16 protein-coding genes are annotated in these 20675 nt (G+C 60.4%); all 16 read left to right on the top strand.

Features of this window, described 5'->3' with window-relative positions; genetic code table 11:
* Positions 1 to 364 precede the first annotated feature (364 nt).
* The 16 genes from nac to ACR6AS_RS07730 all read left to right on the top strand — a co-directional run bounded on the left by nac (position 365) and on the right by ACR6AS_RS07730 (position 20434).
* The gene (gene nac / locus ACR6AS_RS07805; protein WP_111140676.1) at positions 365 to 1282 is read left to right on the top strand and encodes a nitrogen assimilation transcriptional regulator NAC; all 918 of its coding nucleotides are present in this window, start codon (positions 365 to 367) and stop codon (positions 1280 to 1282) included.
* An 865-nt stretch (positions 1283 to 2147) separates the two neighbouring features.
* A complete protein-coding gene (gene cbl, locus ACR6AS_RS07800; protein WP_434161661.1) occupies positions 2148 to 3107 on the top strand; it encodes an HTH-type transcriptional regulator Cbl in 960 nt (319 codons plus the stop codon).
* A 157-nt stretch (positions 3108 to 3264) separates the two neighbouring features.
* The gene (locus tag ACR6AS_RS07795) at positions 3265 to 4722 is read left to right on the top strand and encodes an NAD-dependent succinate-semialdehyde dehydrogenase (RefSeq protein WP_293771624.1); all 1458 of its coding nucleotides are present in this window, start codon (positions 3265 to 3267) and stop codon (positions 4720 to 4722) included.
* A 444-nt stretch (positions 4723 to 5166) separates the two neighbouring features.
* The gene (locus ACR6AS_RS07790; protein ID WP_418803076.1) at positions 5167 to 6636 is read left to right on the top strand and encodes an aldehyde dehydrogenase family protein; all 1470 of its coding nucleotides are present in this window, start codon (positions 5167 to 5169) and stop codon (positions 6634 to 6636) included.
* A gap of 27 nt (positions 6637 to 6663) precedes the next feature.
* Positions 6664 to 7332: a haloacid dehalogenase type II gene (locus tag ACR6AS_RS07785; RefSeq protein WP_293771618.1), complete on the top strand. Its 669-nt coding sequence runs from the start codon at positions 6664 to 6666 to the stop codon at positions 7330 to 7332.
* A 10-nt stretch (positions 7333 to 7342) separates the two neighbouring features.
* Complete coding sequence (locus tag ACR6AS_RS07780; RefSeq protein WP_418797431.1) at positions 7343 to 8620, top strand: NAD(P)/FAD-dependent oxidoreductase; 1278 nt, start codon at positions 7343 to 7345, stop codon at positions 8618 to 8620.
* 81 nt (positions 8621 to 8701) lie between these two features.
* A complete protein-coding gene (locus ACR6AS_RS07775; protein WP_434161657.1) occupies positions 8702 to 10309 on the top strand; it encodes an ABC transporter substrate-binding protein in 1608 nt (535 codons plus the stop codon).
* Between the two features lie 41 nt (positions 10310 to 10350).
* On the top strand, positions 10351 to 11307 hold the full coding sequence (locus ACR6AS_RS07770; RefSeq protein ID WP_111140669.1) for an ABC transporter permease: 957 nt from the start codon (positions 10351 to 10353) through the stop codon (positions 11305 to 11307).
* Positions 11304 to 12155 (top strand): ABC transporter permease, encoded by an 852-nt coding sequence (locus ACR6AS_RS07765; RefSeq protein WP_111140668.1) that lies wholly within the window; start codon positions 11304 to 11306, stop codon positions 12153 to 12155. Before ACR6AS_RS07770 ends, ACR6AS_RS07765 begins: the two co-directional genes overlap by 4 nt.
* Positions 12152 to 13816 carry an ABC transporter ATP-binding protein gene (locus tag ACR6AS_RS07760; RefSeq protein ID WP_128084501.1) on the top strand — a complete coding sequence of 555 codons (1665 nt, stop codon included), beginning with the start codon at positions 12152 to 12154 and terminating at the stop codon, positions 13814 to 13816. Before ACR6AS_RS07765 ends, ACR6AS_RS07760 begins: the two co-directional genes overlap by 4 nt.
* A 143-nt stretch (positions 13817 to 13959) precedes the next feature.
* The gene (locus tag ACR6AS_RS07755; RefSeq protein WP_434161655.1) at positions 13960 to 15291 is read left to right on the top strand and encodes an NAD(P)/FAD-dependent oxidoreductase; all 1332 of its coding nucleotides are present in this window, start codon (positions 13960 to 13962) and stop codon (positions 15289 to 15291) included.
* 11 nt (positions 15292 to 15302) lie between these two features.
* The gene (locus tag ACR6AS_RS07750) at positions 15303 to 16145 is read left to right on the top strand and encodes a GNAT family N-acetyltransferase (RefSeq protein WP_434161653.1); all 843 of its coding nucleotides are present in this window, start codon (positions 15303 to 15305) and stop codon (positions 16143 to 16145) included.
* Entirely contained in the window at positions 16145 to 17071 is a 927-nt protein-coding gene (locus tag ACR6AS_RS07745; RefSeq protein ID WP_111140664.1) for a 2-hydroxyacid dehydrogenase, read from the top strand. The genes ACR6AS_RS07750 and ACR6AS_RS07745 overlap by 1 nt, the downstream gene beginning before the upstream one ends.
* 1 nt (position 17072) lies before the next feature.
* The gene (locus ACR6AS_RS07740) at positions 17073 to 18206 is read left to right on the top strand and encodes a M20 aminoacylase family protein (RefSeq protein WP_434161651.1); all 1134 of its coding nucleotides are present in this window, start codon (positions 17073 to 17075) and stop codon (positions 18204 to 18206) included.
* A 113-nt stretch (positions 18207 to 18319) separates the two neighbouring features.
* Positions 18320 to 19636 (top strand): 4-aminobutyrate--2-oxoglutarate transaminase, encoded by a 1317-nt coding sequence (gene gabT, locus ACR6AS_RS07735; RefSeq protein ID WP_111140662.1) that lies wholly within the window; start codon positions 18320 to 18322, stop codon positions 19634 to 19636.
* Between the two features lie 285 nt (positions 19637 to 19921).
* Complete coding sequence (locus ACR6AS_RS07730) at positions 19922 to 20434, top strand: Lrp/AsnC family transcriptional regulator (RefSeq protein WP_111140661.1); 513 nt, start codon at positions 19922 to 19924, stop codon at positions 20432 to 20434.
* Positions 20435 to 20675 lie beyond the last annotated feature (241 nt).

The following is a 20675-nucleotide window of genomic DNA, read 5'->3' as shown; positions in this document are numbered from 1 at the left end:
ATAACGCTTACACCATTTCCCTCCGTTTATCCCGCTTTTCAGGCCTGGCAGGCTCCTTTCACAGGTGCCGGGTCCGCACTGGCTTAATAGGGGGCACGTCTGTCATCACTTTTCTGCACGTCTGACTCGCAGCGTCTGCACTGTCATAGTGCGATCGGTCGCTGACCCCGCAGGAATGCGCTATCGATGATCCTTATTAACCCATCAGAGGTAATCAGAAACGCTTATTTTTCGGGCCGTTATAAAACATCCTTCTCCTGCGCGCATGACAGCCTTTAAACCTGGCCTGCATCTTGCAAAATTTCTCTCATCAGGGCGAAAAGCTGAGACCTTTTCGCGAATCGGGGTGAGTGACGGAGGCAGGATGAATTTAAGACGACTGAAATACTTTGTGAAAATCGTCGATATCGGCAGTCTGACGCAGGCAGCAGAAGTGCTGCATATCGCCCAGCCTGCACTCAGTCAGCAGGTGGCAACGCTGGAGAGTGAGCTGGACCAGCAACTGCTGATCCGCACCAAGCGTGGCGTGACGCCGACCGAGGCAGGCAAAATTCTTTATGGTCATGCGCGGACGATCCTGCGCCAGTGTGAGCAGGCGCAGACGGCGGTCATCAATGCCGGGCAGGTGCTGAGCGGTCAGGTGTCGATTGGTCTGGCACCAGGTACGGCAGCCTCATCGCTGACCATGCCGCTGTTGCAGACGGTGCGCGATCAGTTCCCGGAAGTGCTGGTCTACCTGCATGAAAACAGCGGCAGCGTGCTGAACGAGAAAGTGATGAACGGTCAGCTGGATATGGCGGTGCTGTACGACCGTGCGCCGACAGCCGGGATCAGCAGCATGGCGCTGATGAAAGAAGATCTCTATCTGGTGGGCGCCACCGACTACCCGGGCGCCAGCGTTGACCTGGCCGATGTGGCGCAGATGAGCCTGTTTTTACCGCGCGACTACAGCGCGGTGCGCAAGCGGGTCGATGAGGCATTTTCACTGCGCCGCCTGAGTGCGCGTATCATCGGCGAGATCGAATCGATCTCTACGCTGACCGCCGCCATTTCGAGCGGCATGGGCGTAACGGTATTACCCGAATCGGCCGCCCGTGCACTGGTGGGCTCGGCCGATGCCTGGATGTCGCGCATCAACAGCCCCTCACTGAGTCTGCCGCTTTCGCTGAATATCTCCGCCCGCTTGCCGCTGTCGCCTTCCGCGCAGGCTGTAAAAAATATTCTGCTGTCGCTACTCAATAAGCCGCTGAGTGAAGAGCGTGAGTTGATGTTAGTGGGGTAAGGGCGTTGGCGTGAGGGCAGGTGTGGCGGGGGTTCACAGAACAGCCGTTGAGCGTTGCGGGAGAACGTCACTACGGATTTGCGCTGAGCGGGTTTCGTCCGCCAGGCTGCGGGGTGTTTCAGGTTGCCCGTGCGGGCGGGCGCCTCCTGACAATTCCGGCCTCCGGTTCTCTTCGCGCCCCGCTTTGCGGGGTTACTTCTCTGCCCTGTGGCTCACGATCCGGCTCTTCGCCGATCTTCTGTCGGCTCCTTATACCTCCGGTTTTTTCCCTGGCGCTGCGAAAACTTCTCTCACGCCCCTACACCTGTAAGTTCTTTTGTTTTTTGCGATGCAGTGTTGTCTGCTGGCCCTGAAGTCAGAGCCAGCCCGTTAACTTAAAGCGATATAGCATCTAACTCAGAAAGAAGACGTTACAGCGGGAAGGGAGGCCGTCAGAGCCGCTGAGCGTATGAGGGATTTCAGGACTAGCGACAGGGATGTCGCGAAGAGGCGGGCTCGCGCCAGGGATGGCGCGTCCCGCCGGTCCGTGAGAAATCCGGAATATGCGAAGGGACCGCGAAGCGGCGGTGATGCAGGCCGGAGCCCGGGGTCAGGGGGGCGCGGCGACTGGCGCCCCCTTGCCGGTCGCCAGCAAAGGCGGCCTGAAACTGCCCGGCCTGCCAGGCGAACGAAACCCGCTCGGTGTCGTTTCACGCATCAATGCCGTATCTCCACCGGCAAGCAGAACTGACTGAACCTCTTATAGGACTACCTTATTCCTCCCGTTATTCCCTAAATTCATAAAGGTAAATTTTTTAGTATTTCCTGTTATCAATAATAGTTCTTACCATCAGGGAATCAGATTATGTAAAGGGAGGTAAATACCGTGAATTTCCAGCAACTTAAAATCATCCGCGAGGCGGCCCGCTGTGAGTTTAACTTAACGGAAGTCGCTAACACGCTATTTACGTCCCAGTCAGGCGTCAGTCGTCACATCCGCGATCTGGAAGATGAACTGGGCGTTGAGATCTTTATCCGTCGCGGCAAGCGTCTGCTGGGCATGACGGAGCCGGGCAAAGCACTGCTGACGATTGCCGAGCGCATCCTTGACGAAGCGGGAAAAGTGCGACGGCTGGCCGATGTCTTTACCAATGAAACCAGCGGTATCCTGACCATTGCCACCACCCATACCCAGGCGCGCTACAGCCTGCCGAAAGTGATTAAAGCCTTCCGCCAGCTCTATCCCAACGTCCGGCTCGAACTTAACCAGGGATCGCCGCAGGAAATCGTCACTATGCTGCTGGCGGGAGAGGCGGATATCGGCATCGCCAGTGAAATGCTGGTGAATAACAGCAGTCTGGCGGCATTTCCCTGGTTCAGCTGGCATCACGCGCTGCTGGTGCCCGCCGGGCATGAGCTGGTGCAGAATCAGCCGGTGTCACTCAGCACGCTCAGCCGCTATCCACTCATTACCTATCGCCAGGGGATCACCGGCCGGTCGCGCGTCGATCGGGCCTTCCAGTCGGCGGGGCTGAAACCGGATATCGTGCTCAGTGCCCAGGACTCCGACGTGGTCAAAACCTACGTTAAACTGGGGTTAGGTGTCGGGATACTGGCCGATCAGGCGTGTGAAACCGGGGAGAGCGAAGAGCTGGTGCGCATTGATGCCACGCATCTGTTCGACCCCAGCACGGTCTGGCTTGGCCTCAAGCGCGGCCAGCTGCAAAGAAACTATGTCTGGCAGTTCCTTGAACTCTGTAATGCTAACTTCTCACTGGAGGAGATTAAGCGGCAGGCGCTCTCCTACAGCAGCGACGATGAACCGGTTATCGACTTCCAGATCTGAATCGTGGCGCACCCGACGGAGGCGTCGGACGCCTGCACGGCATAAAATTTCAAATCCGGGCCAAAAACCTGCTGGCCCGCCTTTCTTATTTTGCACAACAACATCCTGCACGCATCAGGCGCGATAAAGTGGAATTTGCTTACCACAAGGGGATGTTATGTCGCGACTACAACTCAACGACAGCGATCTGCTGCGCCAGCAGGCGCTGTTTGCCGGACGCTGGCAGGATGCGCATCAGGGTGCCACGCTGCCGGTTACCGATCCGGCGACAGGCGAAACCCTGGCTACGATCCCGGCCCTGGGTCGGTCAGAGACAGAGCAGGCGATAGCCTGCGCGGAATCCGTGCGCATCAGCTGGGGCAAAACGACACATGCCAGCCGCGCCGCGCTGCTGGAAAAATGGCATCAGCTGATGCTGGACCATGCTGACGATCTGGCGATGATCATGACCGCTGAGCAGGGCAAACCGCTGGCAGAAGCCCGGGGTGAAGTTCTCTACGGTGCCAGTTTTGTAAAATGGTTCGCGGAGGAGGCCCGCCGCATCTACGGTGACACCATACCCGCGCCCAGCGACGATCGCCGCATTCTGGTACTGAAACAGCCGGTAGGGGTGGCCGCCGCGATTACACCGTGGAACTTCCCGATAGCGATGATCACCCGCAAGGTCGCTCCCGCGCTGGCGGCAGGCTGCCCGATCATTGTGAAACCGTCGGAATTAACGCCGCTCTCGGCACTGGCGCTGGCCGTGCTGGCGGAGCGTGCCGGTTTTCCGCCGGGGGTGTTGCAGATGCTCACCGGCCTGCCTGCAGAAATTGGTGAGACGCTGACTGAAAGCCAGACGGTGCGCAAAATCTCCTTTACCGGCTCGACCCGGATCGGGCAGCTGCTGATGCAGCAGAGCGCCAACAGCCTCAAGCGCCTGAGTCTGGAGCTGGGCGGCAACGCGCCGATGATCGTGTTTGATGATGCCGATGTTGAGATTGCAGTTGCGGGCGTCATGCTCAGCAAGTTCCGCAACGCCGGGCAGACCTGCGTCTGCGCCAACCGCATTCTGGTTCAGCGGAACATCTATCCCCGCTTCACTGCACGCCTGCTGGAGGAGGTCGCCACTCTGAAGGTAGGGGATGGCTTTGCACCGGGCACTACGATCGGTCCCCTGATCAATGCCCGCGCAGTGGAAAAAGTGAATGGTCACATCGACGATGCGCTCAGCCAGGGCGCAACGCTGTTGACCGGGGGCATCAGTCAGGACCAGGGGACTTTCGTTCAGCCCACCGTGCTTGGTGAGGTTACGGTGAAGATGCGCATCGCCCGTGAAGAGACCTTTGGCCCTGTGGCACCCTTGTTCATCTTTGATGAGGAAGAGGAGGCGATTGCGATGGCGAATGACACCCCATACGGTCTGGCTGCCTATTTCTTTACCGAAAACATCCGGCGGGCATGGCGGGTCGCGGAATCGCTGGAGGCGGGCATGGTGGGCTTTAACACCGGCGCGGTCTCTCTGGAGGTGGCGCCCTTTGGTGGCGTGAAGCTCTCGGGTCTGGGGCGCGAAGGTTCCCGCTACGGAATAGAAGAATATCTGGAGCTGAAAACCTTTCATATTGGCAGTCTGTAATAAAAATAATAACGCGCCAGCCGATCAATCCGGCTGGCTTTTTTTTGCGGGTAAGAAAGCAGAAACGTCCCGGCGTCAAACAGTCTCTTTTAAAAATCTAAAAAATTTATCAGAGGTGTGAATCGGGTCAGTAAATCGCCGTGTGACGTGCGGCGAAATGAGCCCTCTTCGCCGGAATATCCGCGTTGGTGCAATTTTCATGCAGGCTGCACCCACAGGGTGCATAAATTTTGTGAAGTAAATCATCTGTTTAATGCTTCGGCAATTCCGCAAAAAATCGCGGGACAATACGGCAGAAAATTTTTTTGCGCAGTTTTAAACGCATTTTTATTTTTTGTCCGGCTGGCATACTTTCTGCATTAGTTAATTAACAGCGCAGAAATGGGTGGTCATAAAAAGTGATAATCCAGCCACTGATGGGTGTAACAAATAAGGAATGCTTCCATGTTAAGTTTCGACCCTGAAAAAGTTTCTCTTCCAGCCGGCCATTATATTGGCGGCCAGCACTGTCAGTGTCAGGGCGCCGCTTTCCAGGTAAAGCGGCCTTCTGATGGCCGCGTCTGTGCCACGCTGCAGGACGCCACGCCGCAGGATGTCGACCGCGCGGTGACCGTCGCCCATCAGGCGCTGAAAACCAGTGGCTGGTCCGGCTGCGCGCCCCGCGAGCGTGGACGGGTATTGCGGCGCTGGGCCGACCTGATTGAGCAGGATCCTCTGCTGGCCCGGCTGGAAGCCCTGGGTTCGACCCGGCCAATCAGCGACGTGGTGCTGCATGAAATTCCCTTTACTGCCGAAGCGATTCGCTTCTATGCCGAATGCGCCGACAAATACAGCGGTGACCTGTTTCCGACCCGTGACAGCAGCCTCGGCATGCTGATTGCCGAACCCTATGGCGTTATCGCCGCCATTACCCCGTGGAATTTTCCGCTGTCGATGGCGTCATGGAAATGCGGCCCGGCGCTGGCGGCGGGCAACGCGGTGGTGCTGAAACCCTCTGAGCTGACGCCGTTTTCAACCGTGCGCATGGCGGAGCTGGCGATTCAGGCGGGCTTACCGGCGGGGGTGCTGAATATTGTCCAGGGCAGCGGTGCCGTTACCGGCAGCGCGCTGGTCACTCATCCGCTGGTGCGCAAAGTCTCCTTTACCGGATCGACCCTGACCGGCGCGCGCATCATGAGCGATGCTGCGCAGCACGGCATGAAGCCGGTCACGCTGGAGCTGGGCGGTAAAAGTCCGCAGCTGGTATTTGATGATGCGGGCGACCCGGACATTCTGGCCCAGCGGATCCTGCGCGGCTTCACGGCCAACGGCGGCCAGGCCTGTGTGGCAGGCACCCGGCTTATCGTGCAGCGCAACATAGCGGAACCGCTGACAGAGCGGCTGATAGAGCTCTGTCAGGACGTCAGACCGGGCGTGACCTGGCAGGAGGAGAGTCGCTACGCGCCGTTAATCGACGAGCGTCAGGGCCTGAAGGTCAGCTCGGTAATCGAGGCGGCGAAAGCGCAGGGCGCTGAAGTGCTGGTGGGCGGAGAACGTTTCGCCGGCACCGACGAAGGCTGGTTCTGGCAGCCCACTCTGCTGAGTCAGGTTACGCAGGACAATCCGGCGGTGCAGCAGGAGATTTTTGGCCCGGTGCTGACGGTGCAGACGTTTGATGAGGAGGAGCAGGGCCTGGCGATGGCGGCACATGACACCTATGGCCTCTGCGCCGGTGTCCACACTCTGAGCCTGCCGCGAGCGTTACGTGCCATGCGCGCCATCGAGGCGGGCACCGTCTGGATTAATCGCTATGGCCGTTCCGGCGACTTCATCATTCCGACCGGCGGCTTTCTCGGCTCGGGCATTGGTAAGGATCTGGGCCGTCAGGCGTTTCAGGCCTGCCAGCGGCAGAAGAGTGTACTCATCGATTTTTAAGCGCAACTGACAAGACGAGGGCGTTACATGGCACTGTTTAAACCGAAATTTATCACGTTCGACTGTTACGGCACGCTGATCCGCTTTGACATGGCGGGCGCAGCGCAGCGCCGCTTTAGCGACCGCGTCGATCCGGACGACATGCACGCCTTTACCACCGATTTTTCCAGCTACCGTCTGGATGAGGTGCTGGGCGCATGGAAGCCGTATTACGACGTGGTCAGCAATGCGATTCAGCGTACCTGCAAAAAGTGGGGTGTCCGCTGGGACAAAGCAGACAGTGACTTTATCTACACCGACTGCGCCAGCTGGGGGCCGCATCCCGATGTGCCCGCCGGGCTGGCGAAAGTCGCCACAGAGTTTCCGCTGGTGCTGCTGACCAACTCGATGAAAGATCTTATCCCACACCATATCCCTCGCCTGGGCGCTCCAATCTACATGACCATCACGGCGGAAGAGGCGGGGGCCTATAAACCGCAGATGAAGGGCTTTGAGTACATGCTCGACAGGCTCGGCTGCGGCCCGGAGGAGATCCTGCATGTTTCTTCCAGCTTCCGCTATGACCTGATGACCGCTCACGATCTCGGTATTAAAAACAAAGTCTGGGTCAATCGCGGTCATGAGCCGGCCAATCCTTACTACCAGTACACCGAAATCAACGATATCGGCGGCCTGCCCGGCGTAGTCGGACTCTGAGGAACTCCCTATGAAACTGGAATCGTTCTGGCAGGCCACCGCCCCGGCGTTTACCGGCGCCGCCCGCGAACCGCTGCCCGCTCAGGCGGACGTGGTTGTGATCGGTGGCGGTTTCACCGGTATCTCGGCCGCGCTCAGTCTGGCACGCAGCGGTATCCGCGTGGTGGTGCTGGAGAGTGGCGACGTAATGAGCCAGGCGTCGGCGCGCAACGGCGGCCACTGCAATACCGGGGTGGCCCACAATTTCGCTTCGCTGGTGGCGAGCCAGGGTCTGGAGCAGGCCAGTCGCTTTTACCGGGCATTTGACGATGCGGTGAGCTATGTCTGCCAGCTGATTCAGGAGGAGCAGATCGATTGTGACTTCCGGCTGTGCGGCAAGCTCAAACTGGCCAGCAAAGCGTCGCATATGGCCGGTCTGCGGGAAGCCTATGAACTGATGCGTCGCACTGTGGATCCGCAGATCGAACTGCTCGACAAAACGGCGGTGCGCGACGAGATCGCCAGCGACGATTTCCACGGCGGCCTGCTGCAGAAGCGGGGCGGCCAGATGCACATGGGGAAATTTGGCGTCGGCCTGGCGGAGGCGGCGGCCCGCAGCGGGGCGAAGATCTATCCGCACCACGCCGTGACGAAGCTGGAGCGCCTCAGAGGCTATCAGCATCGGATTCACACCGCGCAGGGCGCGATTCTGGCCGATAAAGTACTGATGGCGACGGGCTGCTCCAACGTCGGCCCGTTTCCCTGGTTTCAGCGCCGCATCGTGCCGGTCGGCAGCTTTATTGTGGTGACCGAAGCCCTCGATCCGGCGCTGCTGCGTCAGGTGCTGCCTCACGATCGGACCTACGTGACGTCGCTCAACATCGGCAACTATTTTCGCACCACCCGCGATCACCGGCTGGTTTTCGGCGGGCGGGCGCGGTTTGCGGTCAGCAATCCGACCTCTGATTCGCGCAGCGGCGAGATCCTGCATCACGCCATGACGCAGATGCTGCCACCGCTCCGCCAGGCGCGGGTGGACTACTGCTGGGGCGGCATGGTCGATATGACCGCCGACCGTCTGCCCCATGCGGGTGAACAGGAGGGGCTCTTCTATTCACTGGGCTACAGCGGACACGGCACACAGATGTCGGTCTGGATGGGGCGCGTGATGGCCGATCTGCTGGCCGAAAAGCGCACCGAAAATCCCTGGCAGCGTGACGCATGGCCCGCGCTGCCCGGTTATCACGGCAAGCCATGGTTTTTACCGCTCGCAGGACTCTATTACAAAGCAAAGGATCGCCTTTCTTAACGTCCCGTCGGGTGCTGGTCGCCAGGTCATCAGCACCGCCAGACCCTGTTCCCGGTTCGCCTGACTATTGAGGGTAGAGAGATGAGTAAATTTGATAATAACGACGCTGATGCGGTAAATCCGGCACTGACGCGCATGATCACCGAGGGTTCCCTGTCCCGCCGCAGCCTGATGAAAATCCTCTCCGCCGGTGCGGTGATGAGCAGTGGCCTGGTCGGTTTTTCCGGGGCTGCACGGGCGGACGACAAGCCGGTCAGGGGCGGTAAACTGCGCGCGGCGATGTCGAACGCCTCCGCCACCGATACGCTCGATCCGGCCAAAAGCAATAACAGCGCCGACTATACCCGCCAGTTTATGTTCTACAGCGGCCTGACCGAGCTGGATAAAAACCTGACCGCGCAACCGGCGCTGGCGGAATCGCTGGAGTCCAGCGACGGCATTACCTGGCACATTAAGCTGCGTAAGGGAGTCACCTTCCACGATGGCAAACCGCTGACCGCCAGCGATGTCATCTTCTCGCTCAGCCGCCACAAAGATCCCGCCATCGCCTCTATCGCCTTTAAGCTGGCCGATCAGTTCAAAGCTTTCAGCGCCGTCAGCGACAGTGAGGTGCAGCTGGAGCTGAACAGTGCCAACTTCGATGTCCCTTACATGCTGGCGACGCCGCCGTTTTTAATCGTCAAAGAGGGCACGACCGATTTCAGTAAAGGCATCGGTACTGGGCCGTTTATCTGCAAAACCTTTATGCCGGGAACCCGCACCATCGGCACCCGGAACCCCAACTACTATAAGCCGGGACTGCCGCATCTGGATGAGGTGGAGCTGATTGGCGTCACCGACGGCGCGGCGCGCGTCAACGCCCTGATGTCGGGCGATCTGCAGATGGTCTCCACGCTTACCGCCGCCGACTGTAAACGTCTCAACGCCAGCGGTGAGTTTGGCGTACTGGAGAGTAAGTCAGGGATGTACACCAACCTGATTATCCGCACCGACATGAAGCCGGGTAACAACGAAGATTTCGTGCTGGCGATGAAATATCTGCAACCGCGTGAAATGCTGGTGAAAACGGTCCTGCAGGGCTACGGCGACGTCAGTAATGACACGCCGGTGCCACCGTGGCATCCACTCTATAACGCCGACCTCAAACCCCGTCCGCTGGATGTGGAAAAAGCGAAGTTTCATATCAAAAAAGCGGGCATGACCGGTTCCACCGTCGAGATCATTACTACGCCGAATATCGAAGGAGCGAACGAAGGCGGTCAGCTGATTCAGCAGACGGCGCGCGGGGCGGGGCTGAATGTCAAAGTGCGACGCGTGCCGTATGACGGTTACTGGTCTTCGCACTGGATGAAAGATCCGCTGGGATATGGCTCGATAAACCCGCGTCCCACGCTGGATATGCTCTTCTCGCAGTTTTATCTCTCAACCGCACCGAACAACGAATCGGGCTGGAAAAATCCCCGGTTCGATCAGCTGGTGGTCGCGGCGCGCGGCGAGCGCGATCAGGCCAGACGCAAGCAGATGTATGGCGACATGCAGACGCTAATTTATGACCACTGCGGCACCATCATCCCGACCTTTATCAGCTCGACCGATGGTTACAGCAAAAAGGTCAAAGGCGTCGAGCCCTGGCCGTCAGGCATGATGATGGGCTATCGCTTCCATGAATTTGCCTGGCTGTCCGCCTGATCTCCGCCTGCTCCATCAGGCTACCTATAGGGAGTTCGCCGATGAACCGATACATGCTGTTTCTGATTGCCCGGCGCACGGGTGCCGGCATCCTGACGTTGCTTATCGTCTCGGCGGTGGTGTTTTTCATCACCAGCCTGCTGCCCGGTGACGCGGCGCAGATGATCCTGGGCCAGAACGCCACGCCGGAAACGGTGGCGGCGTTACGGCAGCAACTGGGCCTCGACCAGCCTCTGTTGATGCGCTATCTCCACTGGCTGGCCGGGCTGGTGCAGGGTGATTTTGGCATCTCGTTTGCCAGTCATCTGCCGGTCTCGCAACTGGTGGCGCAGCGCATCCCCGCGACCTTTGAACTGGCGGCTATCACCACGCTGATCTGCGTGCCGCTGGCGCTGCTGATCGGCATCCTGGCCGCGATGAATCGTGGCTCCCGGCTCGATCGTGCGCTGGTCATTGCGACGATGGCAACGGTGGCGGTGCCTGAATTTCTGGTAGCGACCGTGGCGGTGCTGATCTTTGCCGTCCGGCTGCACTGGGTGTCAGCCATGTCATTCGGCAGCCCCGACAGCGACCTGCTGAGCTACCTCAAAGCGTACGCGCTGCCGGTGCTGACGCTCTGCTGCGTGCTGGTGGCGCAGATGGCCCGTATGACCCGCGCCGCCATTATCAATCAGCTCGACAGCCCCTACCTGGAGATGGCGCAGCTGAAGGGCGTGTCGCCGCTCAGGGCCGTTCTGCGTCACGCGCTGCCCAACGCGGTCGGGCCGATTGCCAATGCCATCTCGCTCAGCCTCTCCTATCTGTTTGGCGGCGTCATCATCATCGAAACCATCTTCAGCTATCCCGGTCTGGCCAGCCAGCTGGTCGATGCGGTCAGTAACCGCGATCTGCCCGTGGTGCAGCTCTGCGTCATGCTGTTTGCCGCCTGTTACCTGGTGCTGCTGCTGCTGGCCGATATTCTGACTATCGCCTTTAACCCGAAATGGAGAAGCGCATGAATACTCTCTTGTTGCCGTGGCGTTTCCTGCAGTCGCTCTCCTGGTCAGGACGGCTGGGGCTGCTGGTGTCGCTGTTCTGGCTGCTGATGGCGCTGTTCGGCACCGCCCTGGCGCCGCACAGCATTGACGATATCGGCGGCGGTCCGCTGATGGGAGGCCTGACCGCCGAGAACCTGCTGGGAACCGACTACCTGGGACGCGACATGCTGAGCCGCATTCTCTACGGTGCGAAGTTCTCTATCGGTCTGGCGCTGAGTGCCGCGCTGCTGGCCAGTCTGGTCGGCACGCTGCTGGCGCTGCTCGCCGCCGTAACCGGACGCTGGCTGGAAGAGCTGCTGGGCCGCATCAATGACGCGCTGCTGGTGCTGCCGGGCAAAGTGCTGTCGCTGATGATCGTGGCGGTGTTTGGCTCCTCGCTGCCGATGCTGGTCCTGACCGCCGTCTTTACCTACTGGCCGGGTGCCTTCCGCATCGCCTTTGCCATGGCCAGCTCGCTGCGCAGCATGGACTACGTGCGCGCCTCACGGCTGCGTGGTGAAAGCCGCTGGTATATCGCCATCCACGATATTCTGCCCAACATGGTGCACCCGATGCTGACTGACTTTGGCCTGCGCTTTGTCTACATCGTTCTGCTGCTGAGCGGCCTGAGTTTCCTCGGCCTGGGCGTGCAGCCGCCTTACGCCGACTGGGGCACGCTGGTACGTGAAAATATGCAGGGTCTGTTTGACGGCTCGCCTGCGGTGCTGATGCCTGCGCTGGCCATCGCCAGCCTGACTATCGGGGCCAACCTGTTTATCGACAGCCTGCAGGCGATGCGTCCGATGACCCTGGCGAAGGAGGGAGCATGAACGTGACACCACATACCGCAATGCCTGTCATTTCCGTCGACAAACTGCGCGTGACGGCGCAGACCGATCGCGGTGAAGAGATCGACCTGGTTTCTGACATTCACTTTACGGTGCAGAAAGGGGAGGTACTGGCACTGATTGGAGAATCCGGTTCGGGTAAAACCACTATCGCAATGGCGCTGATGGGCTATGCCCGCAGCGGCTGCCGCATAGCCGAAGGGCATGTGCACGTTGCGGGCACCGACGTTAACAGCCTCACACCGGGTCAGCTGCGCGCCTTTCGCGGCAACAAAGTCGCCTATATCGCGCAGAGTGCGGCGGCGTCGTTTAACCCGGGCATGAAAATAATGGATCAGGTGATCGAGCCGGTCGTCATTCATGGCACGCTGACCCGCAGGGAGGCAAAAGCCAGGGCGATCGGCCTGTTCCGTGAGCTGGCGCTGCCGGATCCGGAGACTATCGGCGATCGCTATCCGCATCAGGTCTCGGGCGGCCAGTTACAGCGTCTGATGACGGCGATGGCGCTGATCGGTGAACCGGACGTGGTGATCCTGGACGAACCGACCACCGCGCTGGATGTGACGACGCAGGTGGAGGTACTGAAGGCGTTTCGCCGCGTGGTCCTGCAGCGTGGCGTCACTGCGATTTATGTCAGCCACGATCTGGCCGTGGTGGCGCAGATGGCTGACCGGATCCTGGTGCTGCTGCGGGGCAGAATGGCGGAGTATGGTTCGACCGCACACCTGATGGGCGCGCCGCAGGCGGACTACACCCGTCAGCTGATGGAGGCCGCACGGCAGAAAGAGCGGCCCAGCAACTGGTGCCCGGACTCGGCCGATATCCAGCCGTTGCTGGAAGTGCGCGACCTCAGTGCAGGATATGGCCCGCGAGGCAGCGACGGACAGCCAAAAATCCCTATTCTGGCGGGGATCAATCTTCAGCTGTGGAAAGGGCAGGCGATCGGCATTATTGGTGAGTCAGGCTCCGGCAAAACCACACTGGCCCACGCCATCGCCGGGCTGAATGCGCCGAGTCAGGGGCATATTCTTTTCAACGGCCACTACATCGCGGGCGATATGCAGAAACGCCCGGATAACGAGCTGCGGCGTATTCAGTATGTGTTTCAGATGGCGGACACGGCGCTGAACCCGGCCCACAGCGTGGAGCGGATCCTGTCGCGACCGCTGACGCTGTTTCACGGCCTGAGCGGAGCGGCCCGGCAGCAGCGGCTCTGGCAGCTGCTGGATCTGGTGCAGCTGCCGCGCAGCGTCCTGTGGCGGCGTCCCTGGGCGCTGTCGGGTGGGCAGAAGCAGCGTGTCAACCTGGCACGGGCGCTGGCGGCGGAGCCGGATCTGATCCTGTGCGACGAGGTCACCTCGGCGCTGGATACCGTGGTCGCCGCCGCGGTGCTCGACTTAATCAGCGAACTGCGCCGTGAGCTGGGGCTGGCCGTGATCTTCATCAGCCATGACATGCATGCGGTGCGCGCGGTGTGCGATGAGATTGTGGTCATGAAGAGTGGCCGCATCGTCACGCAGCTGGCGCGGCAGGACTACGATAAGCCAACCCGCGAACTCTATTTTGAGCGGCTGAAACGGGCAGTGCCGGAGCTGCGTCAGGGATGGCTGGACGAACACGAAGAGATTTTAAAAGCGGAGTAAGCGGCACGCTTTCAGCGAGGCTGAATGCGCCCACATTTACCCGTCTCTGCCGCCATTGCGGGCGGTGAGACGCACGGGTCAGTTGCAATGCGGCGATATTGCCGTGCAGCCGATCGGTTACTGACAACAGAGGTTCTCTTTTTATGCCTGCACCCCTTCGTTACGTACAGGATAGTGTCAATTTCCCCGATTCCGCCGATGTGGTGGTCATTGGTGCCGGTATCGCCGGGGCTGCGGCCACCTTTGAACTGGCGAAACAGGGCGTGAATGTCGTGCTCATCGAAAAAGGTCTGGTCGGGGCAGAGCAGTCGAGCCGCAACTGGGGCTGGTGTCGCCAGCAGAATCGCGATGAGCGTGAACTGCCGCTGATTATCTATGCGCTGCAGCGCTGGGGCGAGCTTAACGCGGAAACCGGGGAGGAGCTGGGATTCCGTCGCAGCGGGCTGGTCTACGCCACACAGGAGGAGTCAGAGATTGCGGCCTGGGATAAGTGGAACCAGATGGCCAAAGGCTACGGTATGCAGAGTTCCATCCTGACAGCGGAGCAGGCCAAAGCCATGACGCCCGGCAGCACCTCGAACTGGCGGGGCGGCCTCTCCTCGCCCACCGACGGTCACGCTGAACCACGGCTGGCTGCGCCAGGGCTGGTGGCGGGCGCCCAGAAAAAAGGGGCACTGCTGTTTCAGCAGTGCGCCGTTCGCGGACTGGATATCGCTGCCGGACGGGTCAGCGGCGTCTGGACCGAGCGCGGGCTGATCAAAACCAGCCGGGTGATCTGTGCGGCGGGTGCCTGGACCTCCATGTTCTGTCGTCGCCACGGCATCGATCTGCCGCTCGGCAACGTGATAGGTACGGCCTTCCGCACGCAGCCGATCGAACAGGCGATCGCCATGCCGCTCTATACGCCCGGCTTTGCCTGCCGGCCCCAGCTGGATGGCAGTTATACCGTGTCGGTCTCCGGCCGGGGACGGCTGGAGCCGGGGGCGCAGGGGCTGCGCTATGCGCGTCAGTTCTATCCGACCTTTAAAAGTCGCCGGAAAAACCTCACGCTGAACCTCGGCCTGTCGCCGTTTTTCAATGGCCCGGAAGCGATGGGACGCTGGGCTTTTGACCGCGAGTCGCCGTTTGAACGCATGCGAATTCTCGATCCGGCTGCCGATGCCGGGATTGTCGAAGAGGGGCTGGCGGCGATGCGACGGGAATATCCGGCGCTGGCCGGTCTCAGGCTGGCGCAGGCGTGGGGCGGCATGATTGACAGCACCCCGGATGCCATTCCGGTGATCTCGGCGGTGGCAAAAGTGCCGGGACTGATACTCTCGGCGGGTTACAGCGCCCACGGCTTCGGCATCGGACCGGGCGCCGGACGACTGGCCGCCGATCTGGCAACCGAAGCCACACCGGTGGTGGATCCGACACCTTACCGCTACAGCCGTCTGGTTGACGGCAGCGGACTTGATACGCCAGGCATGATGTAAGGAGAACGCGAATGAGCCTGACACTACGCGCAATGACACCTGATGATCTCGACGCCTGCTTCCAGATGACGCAGGCGCTGAAATGGCCTCACCGCCGGGAAGACTGGCAGCTGGCGCTGCAACTGGGTGAGGGGACGGTGATTGAAGAGCAGGGCCGGATCATCGGCAGCGCGATACTCTGGCGCTGGGGCGAGCGCGCCGCCACGCTGGGGCTGGTGATTGTGGATAATCAGCAGCAGGGGCGCGGGCTGGGCAAACAGCTGATGCTGGCCCAACTGGAAAAAGTGCCCGACTGTCATGTCCGGCTGCACGCCACTGAAATGGGCAAGGGGTTGTATGAAAAGCTCGGTTTCGTCACCTGCGGCGAGATCCGCCAGCATCAGACCCGCGCCCTGACCACGCTTCCGGCGGTGGCGATCCCGGCGGGGCTGCAACTGCGTCCGGCGACCCTGGCCGATCACGCCGCGCTGGTGACGCTGGATCAGCAGGCAAACGGCATGTCCCGTCCGGCACTCTATGAACATTTGCTGCGGGACTGCCAGACAGTGCTGCTGGAGGATGCGGCACAACAGATTCAGGGCTTCGCCAGCCTGCGCCGTTTCGGCCACGGCTGGGCGATTGGCCCGGTGATCGCGGCGGCGTTCCCGGTCGCGCAGGCGCTGGTCGCCACACTGATGCAGTCGCTTGAGGGGCAGTTTCTGCGCATCGACACCGATGCCCGCCTGCCGATGGCCAGCTGGCTTCATACCCTTGGGCTGGATCAGGTTGATGCCCCTGTCACGATGGTGCGCGGCACGCCCTGGACGCCGCAGGGTATGCAGGCATTCGGACTCATGACTCAGGCGATGGCCTGATGCACATCGTTTATAAATCCGAACCGGAACGTGGCCGCATCTGGCAACGCTGGCTGGCAGAACATGCGCCCGATATTCAGCTGCATATCTGGCCTGAAACCGGCGATCCGGCGCAGGTGGAGGCGCTGGTCGCCTGGCTGCCACCGGCTGATATTCCGGCACGCTTTCCCCGTCTGAAGCTGCTGTTTTCAGTGGGAGCCGGAGCCGATCAGTTTGACCTGCATGCGCTGCCGCCCGACCTGCCGGTGATCAGAATGGTTGAGCCGGGACTGACGCAGGGCATGGTCGAATATGTCACCTTCGCGGTGCTCGGCCTGCATCGCGACATGCCACGCTATTTCCATCAGCAACGTCAGCAGCAGTGGCTGGCTCACAGTGCCACACCCGCCGCGCAGCGTCGGGTGGGCGTGATGGGAATGGGGGAGCTGGGGCAGGCTGTGCTGGCGCAGCTGGTGGCGCTGGGCTTTGACTGTGCAGGCTGGAGCCGCACGCCGCGCCACTCTCCCGCTGTTCGCTGCTGGCACGGCGACGATCAGCTGGCGGCGTTTCTGGCGCACAGCGAGATTCTGGTCTGCCTGCTGCCTCTGACCGAAACCACGCGGGGTCTGCTCAACCGGACGCTGTTCAGTCAGTTGCCACCAGGTGCGGCGCTGGTGCAGGTCGGGCGAGGCCCGCAACTGGCAGAGGACGATCTGCTGCAGGCGCTGGCAGGCGGTCAGCTGCGCGCCGCCGTGATTGACGTGACCGACCCGGAGCCGTTACCGCCGGACCACCCCTTCTGGCACCATCCCGCCATCTGGCTGACACCGCACATCGCCAGCCAGACACAGAATGAGAGTGCTATTGCGGCCCTGCTGGAAAATCTGCGGCGTTATCAGCGAGGCGAGCCGCTGCACGGTGAAATCGACCGTTCGCGAGGATATTGAGATGGAACACTTAGTGGCCCTGCGCCGCGATTTACATGCCCACCCGGAGCTGGGTTTTCAGGAGCAGCGCACCAGCGACATCGTGGCCCGTTTTCTGCAGGAGCAGGGCATTGAAGTGCATCGCGGGATCGGTAAAACCGGTGTCGTCGGGATACTGAAAAAGGGCAGTAGTCCGCGCATGATCGGCCTGCGGGCGGACATGGATGCGCTGCCGATGCGGGATCAGAGCGGCACGGCCTGGCAGAGCGGAACCGAACAGGTGAGTCACGCCTGCGGCCATGACGGCCATACGGTGATGCTACTTGGCGCTGCCGAAACACTGGCGCGCGACGTCCATTTTGACGGCACGGTCTGCTTTATCTTTCAGCCTGCGGAAGAGGGGCTGGCGGGCGCCCGGGCGATGATTGATGACGGCCTGTTCAGCCGGTTTCCCTGCGATGCCGTCTACGCCATTCATAACTGGCCGGAGCTGCCGCTCGGCCAGGTGCAGACCCGGCCCGGTCCCATTATGGCGGCGGCCGATCGGTTCGATATCCGCGTGCTGGGCGGCGGCGGCCATGCCGCGCAGCCTCACCTGACGGGCGATACCCTGCTGGCGATCAGCGAGCTGGTAGTGCAGCTCAATACGCTGGTTCCGCGCGCGCTCGATCCGTGCGAAACGGCGCTGCTCACCGTGACCCGGATGCAGGGGGGCTTTTCGCACAACATGATCCCCTCAGAGGCGAGCATCACCGGCACGGTGCGCACCTTCAGCGCGGCCGCGCAGGATACGATCGAAGCCCGGATGCGTCAGATGGCAGAGCACATCACCGCTGCCCACGGCCTTCAGGCCGAGGTCAGTTACCTGCGCTACTACCCGGCAACGCTGAACAGCGGGGCGGAGGCGCAGTTCTGTCTGGAGGCCCTGACAGCCGCTGGCATCCGGGCGGATCTCGCGCCCCGGCCTGCGCTCACCTCCGAAGATTTTGCGTTTATGCTGCAGGCGCGCCCCGGTGCCTATCTGTGGCTGGGTTCGGCACCCAGTAAGCCGCTGCACCACGCCGCGTATGACTTCAATGATGCGCTGATTCCATATGGCGTTGACGTTTTTGTCACGCTGATCCGCCAGGCGCTGGCGGAGAAATTTCCCTGCTGAATGCTGCGGGATTTTGACAGGAAATGCCGCTGCATGGGGAATTACGGCAGCGTAATAAACCCGTGCATTGCGATACTTGAGCCAACCGAACGTTACGTGGATGAGGGTTTAGAATGCAGAATGTCATGGCAGAACAGCAAGCATACTCCGATAACAGCCTGTTACTGGATGCACGTGAGCAGAACGTCCCGCGCGGAGTTGTGACCGCCCATCCGCTGGTGATCGAACGCGCCAGAGGCAGTGAAGTGTGGGACGTAGAGGGCAACCGCTATCTCGACTTCGTCGGCGGCATCGGCGTGCTGAATGTCGGCCACAATCACCCGGCGGTGGTCAGTGCGGTTACCCGCCAGCTGGGCCTGGTCTCTCACGCCTGTTTTCAGGTGGTGGCCTATCCGGGCTACATCGAGCTGGCGCAACGGCTGAACCGGCTGGTCGGCGGTGATGAGGCGTATAAAAGCGTCTTCTTTACCAGTGGCGCGGAAGCCGTAGAAAATGCGGTCAAGATTGCCCGCTCGCATACGCAGCGGCCTGGCATCATCGCATTTGATGGGGCGTTTCATGGCCGGACCCTGCTGGGCGTCACCCTGACCGGTATGTCCGCGCCTTACAAACAGAACTTTGGCCCGTTCCCCGGGGATATCTACCGGCTGCCTTTTCCGAATCCGCTGCACGGCATCACCGAAGCGGACTGCCTGAAGGCGCTGGATCAGCTCTTTGCCGTGCAGATCCTGCCGGAGCGGGTCGCGGCGATCATTATTGAGCCGGTGCAGGGCGACGGCGGATTCCTGCCTGCGGGTCCGGCCTTTATGCAGGCGCTGCGGCGGATCACCAGTCAGCACGGCATTCTGCTGATCTGCGATGAGGTGCAGTCCGGCTTCGGGCGCACCGGCACGATGTTCGCGTTCCAGCAGCTGGGCATAAAACCGGACCTGATCACCCTGGCAAAAAGTCTGGGCGGCGGCCTGCCGATTTCCGGTGTGGTCGGCCGGGCAGAAATCATGGATGCGCCGACGCCGGGCGGGCTGGGCGGCACCTACGGCGGTAATGCCCTGGGTTGTGCGGCGGCGCTGGCGGTACTGGATCTGTTTGAGCAGGAGAACCTGCTGCAGCGTTCCTGCCAGCTCGGTGAGCAGCTTAATGGACGACTGCGCCAGCTGGCAGAAAAATATGCCTGCATCGGTGACGTGCGCGGCGTGGGCTTTATGCAGGCGGTGGAGATTCTCGATTACGAAACCGGCCGTCCCGATGCGGCGCTGACCCAGAAGATCCTGGACAGTGCCTGCCAGGAAGGGCTGCTGCTGATTAAATGCGGTCTGCATCGCAACACCATTCGCTTCCTCGCGCCACTGGTCACCACCGACTCACAGCTGGAAGAGGCGCTGCATATTTTTGATATTGCACTGGCCCGCGCCACCGGCCGGTTGGGATAAAACCGTTCCTCATTGATTTTGTTAAAGTAAGTCGAAAATCTCCCGCTGGTATAACCACTGCGAAGCACTGGCGCATTAACTGTAAAGCGTGTTATATCTTCGGGAGGTTCTGCACATTTAACTAAGAGCCTATCCGGTCAGGCTATTTAAATTGTCAGTCTGCTTTGGGCAGTGCTCACCATCCCGACGGCTCTCTGTTCGTGCTGGTTGTTCCGCGCTGTCCCTCTCCGGACTGCCTGCCACCATGACGCCTGCCGGTACAGGCTCTGACAGTGAGGGGATGCTATGAACGGCTTAATGAAACTCGACCGCATTGACATCAATATTCTGGTGCAGCTTCAGAAAGATGGCCGTATCAGCAACGTAAACCTCGCCGATGCCGTAGGTCTCTCGCCCAGCCCCTGCCTGCAACGGGTCAAACGTCTGGAGCAGGCCGGATTTATCACCGGCTATGAAGCGCACATCAATCTTACCCGTATTACCGATTCGGTAACGGTTTTTACCGAAGTCACCCTGTCAGGCCATCGTCGCGAAGACTTTATGAAATTCGAAAGTGCGATGCGCGACGTGGATGAACTGATGGAGTGTCATCTCATCACCGGCGGCTACGACTACCTGCTGCGCTTTATTACCCGCAGTATTGAGCACTATCAGGAAGTTATTGAGAAGCTGCTTGATGCTCAGATCGGCATTGATAAATACTTCAGTTATATCGTGATTAAATCCCCGATTATGAAAAGCAGCGTGCCACTGCGATCGCTGATCGGCAAACATAACTCCGTCGAGTTCGGCGTATAAGGGGCGGCCAGGCATTGCCCCTTTCTTGATGCACTCTGAATGCGGGCCGTCATCCCGGTCCCGCGCCTCCTTTCCGGCCGTTTCGTCCTGCACGCTTTTCCCGCGCGAATCTGACGATCCTGCATCAGCATAAAATTTTTTTCCGCTGTTAATTTCAATGGCTTTACCGGGTTTTGTCGCCCGTTACAGCCTCAACCGTTGCATGAATCCTCTTACACTGATTTTCACAGAACAAGGAGTT

Source organism: Pantoea phosphatilytica, assembly GCF_051025615.1.
Lineage (GTDB): Bacteria > Pseudomonadota > Gammaproteobacteria > Enterobacterales > Enterobacteriaceae > Pantoea.
The sequence above is the reverse complement of the archived record's forward strand: the minus strand, read 5'-3'. Positions and strand labels throughout refer to the sequence as shown.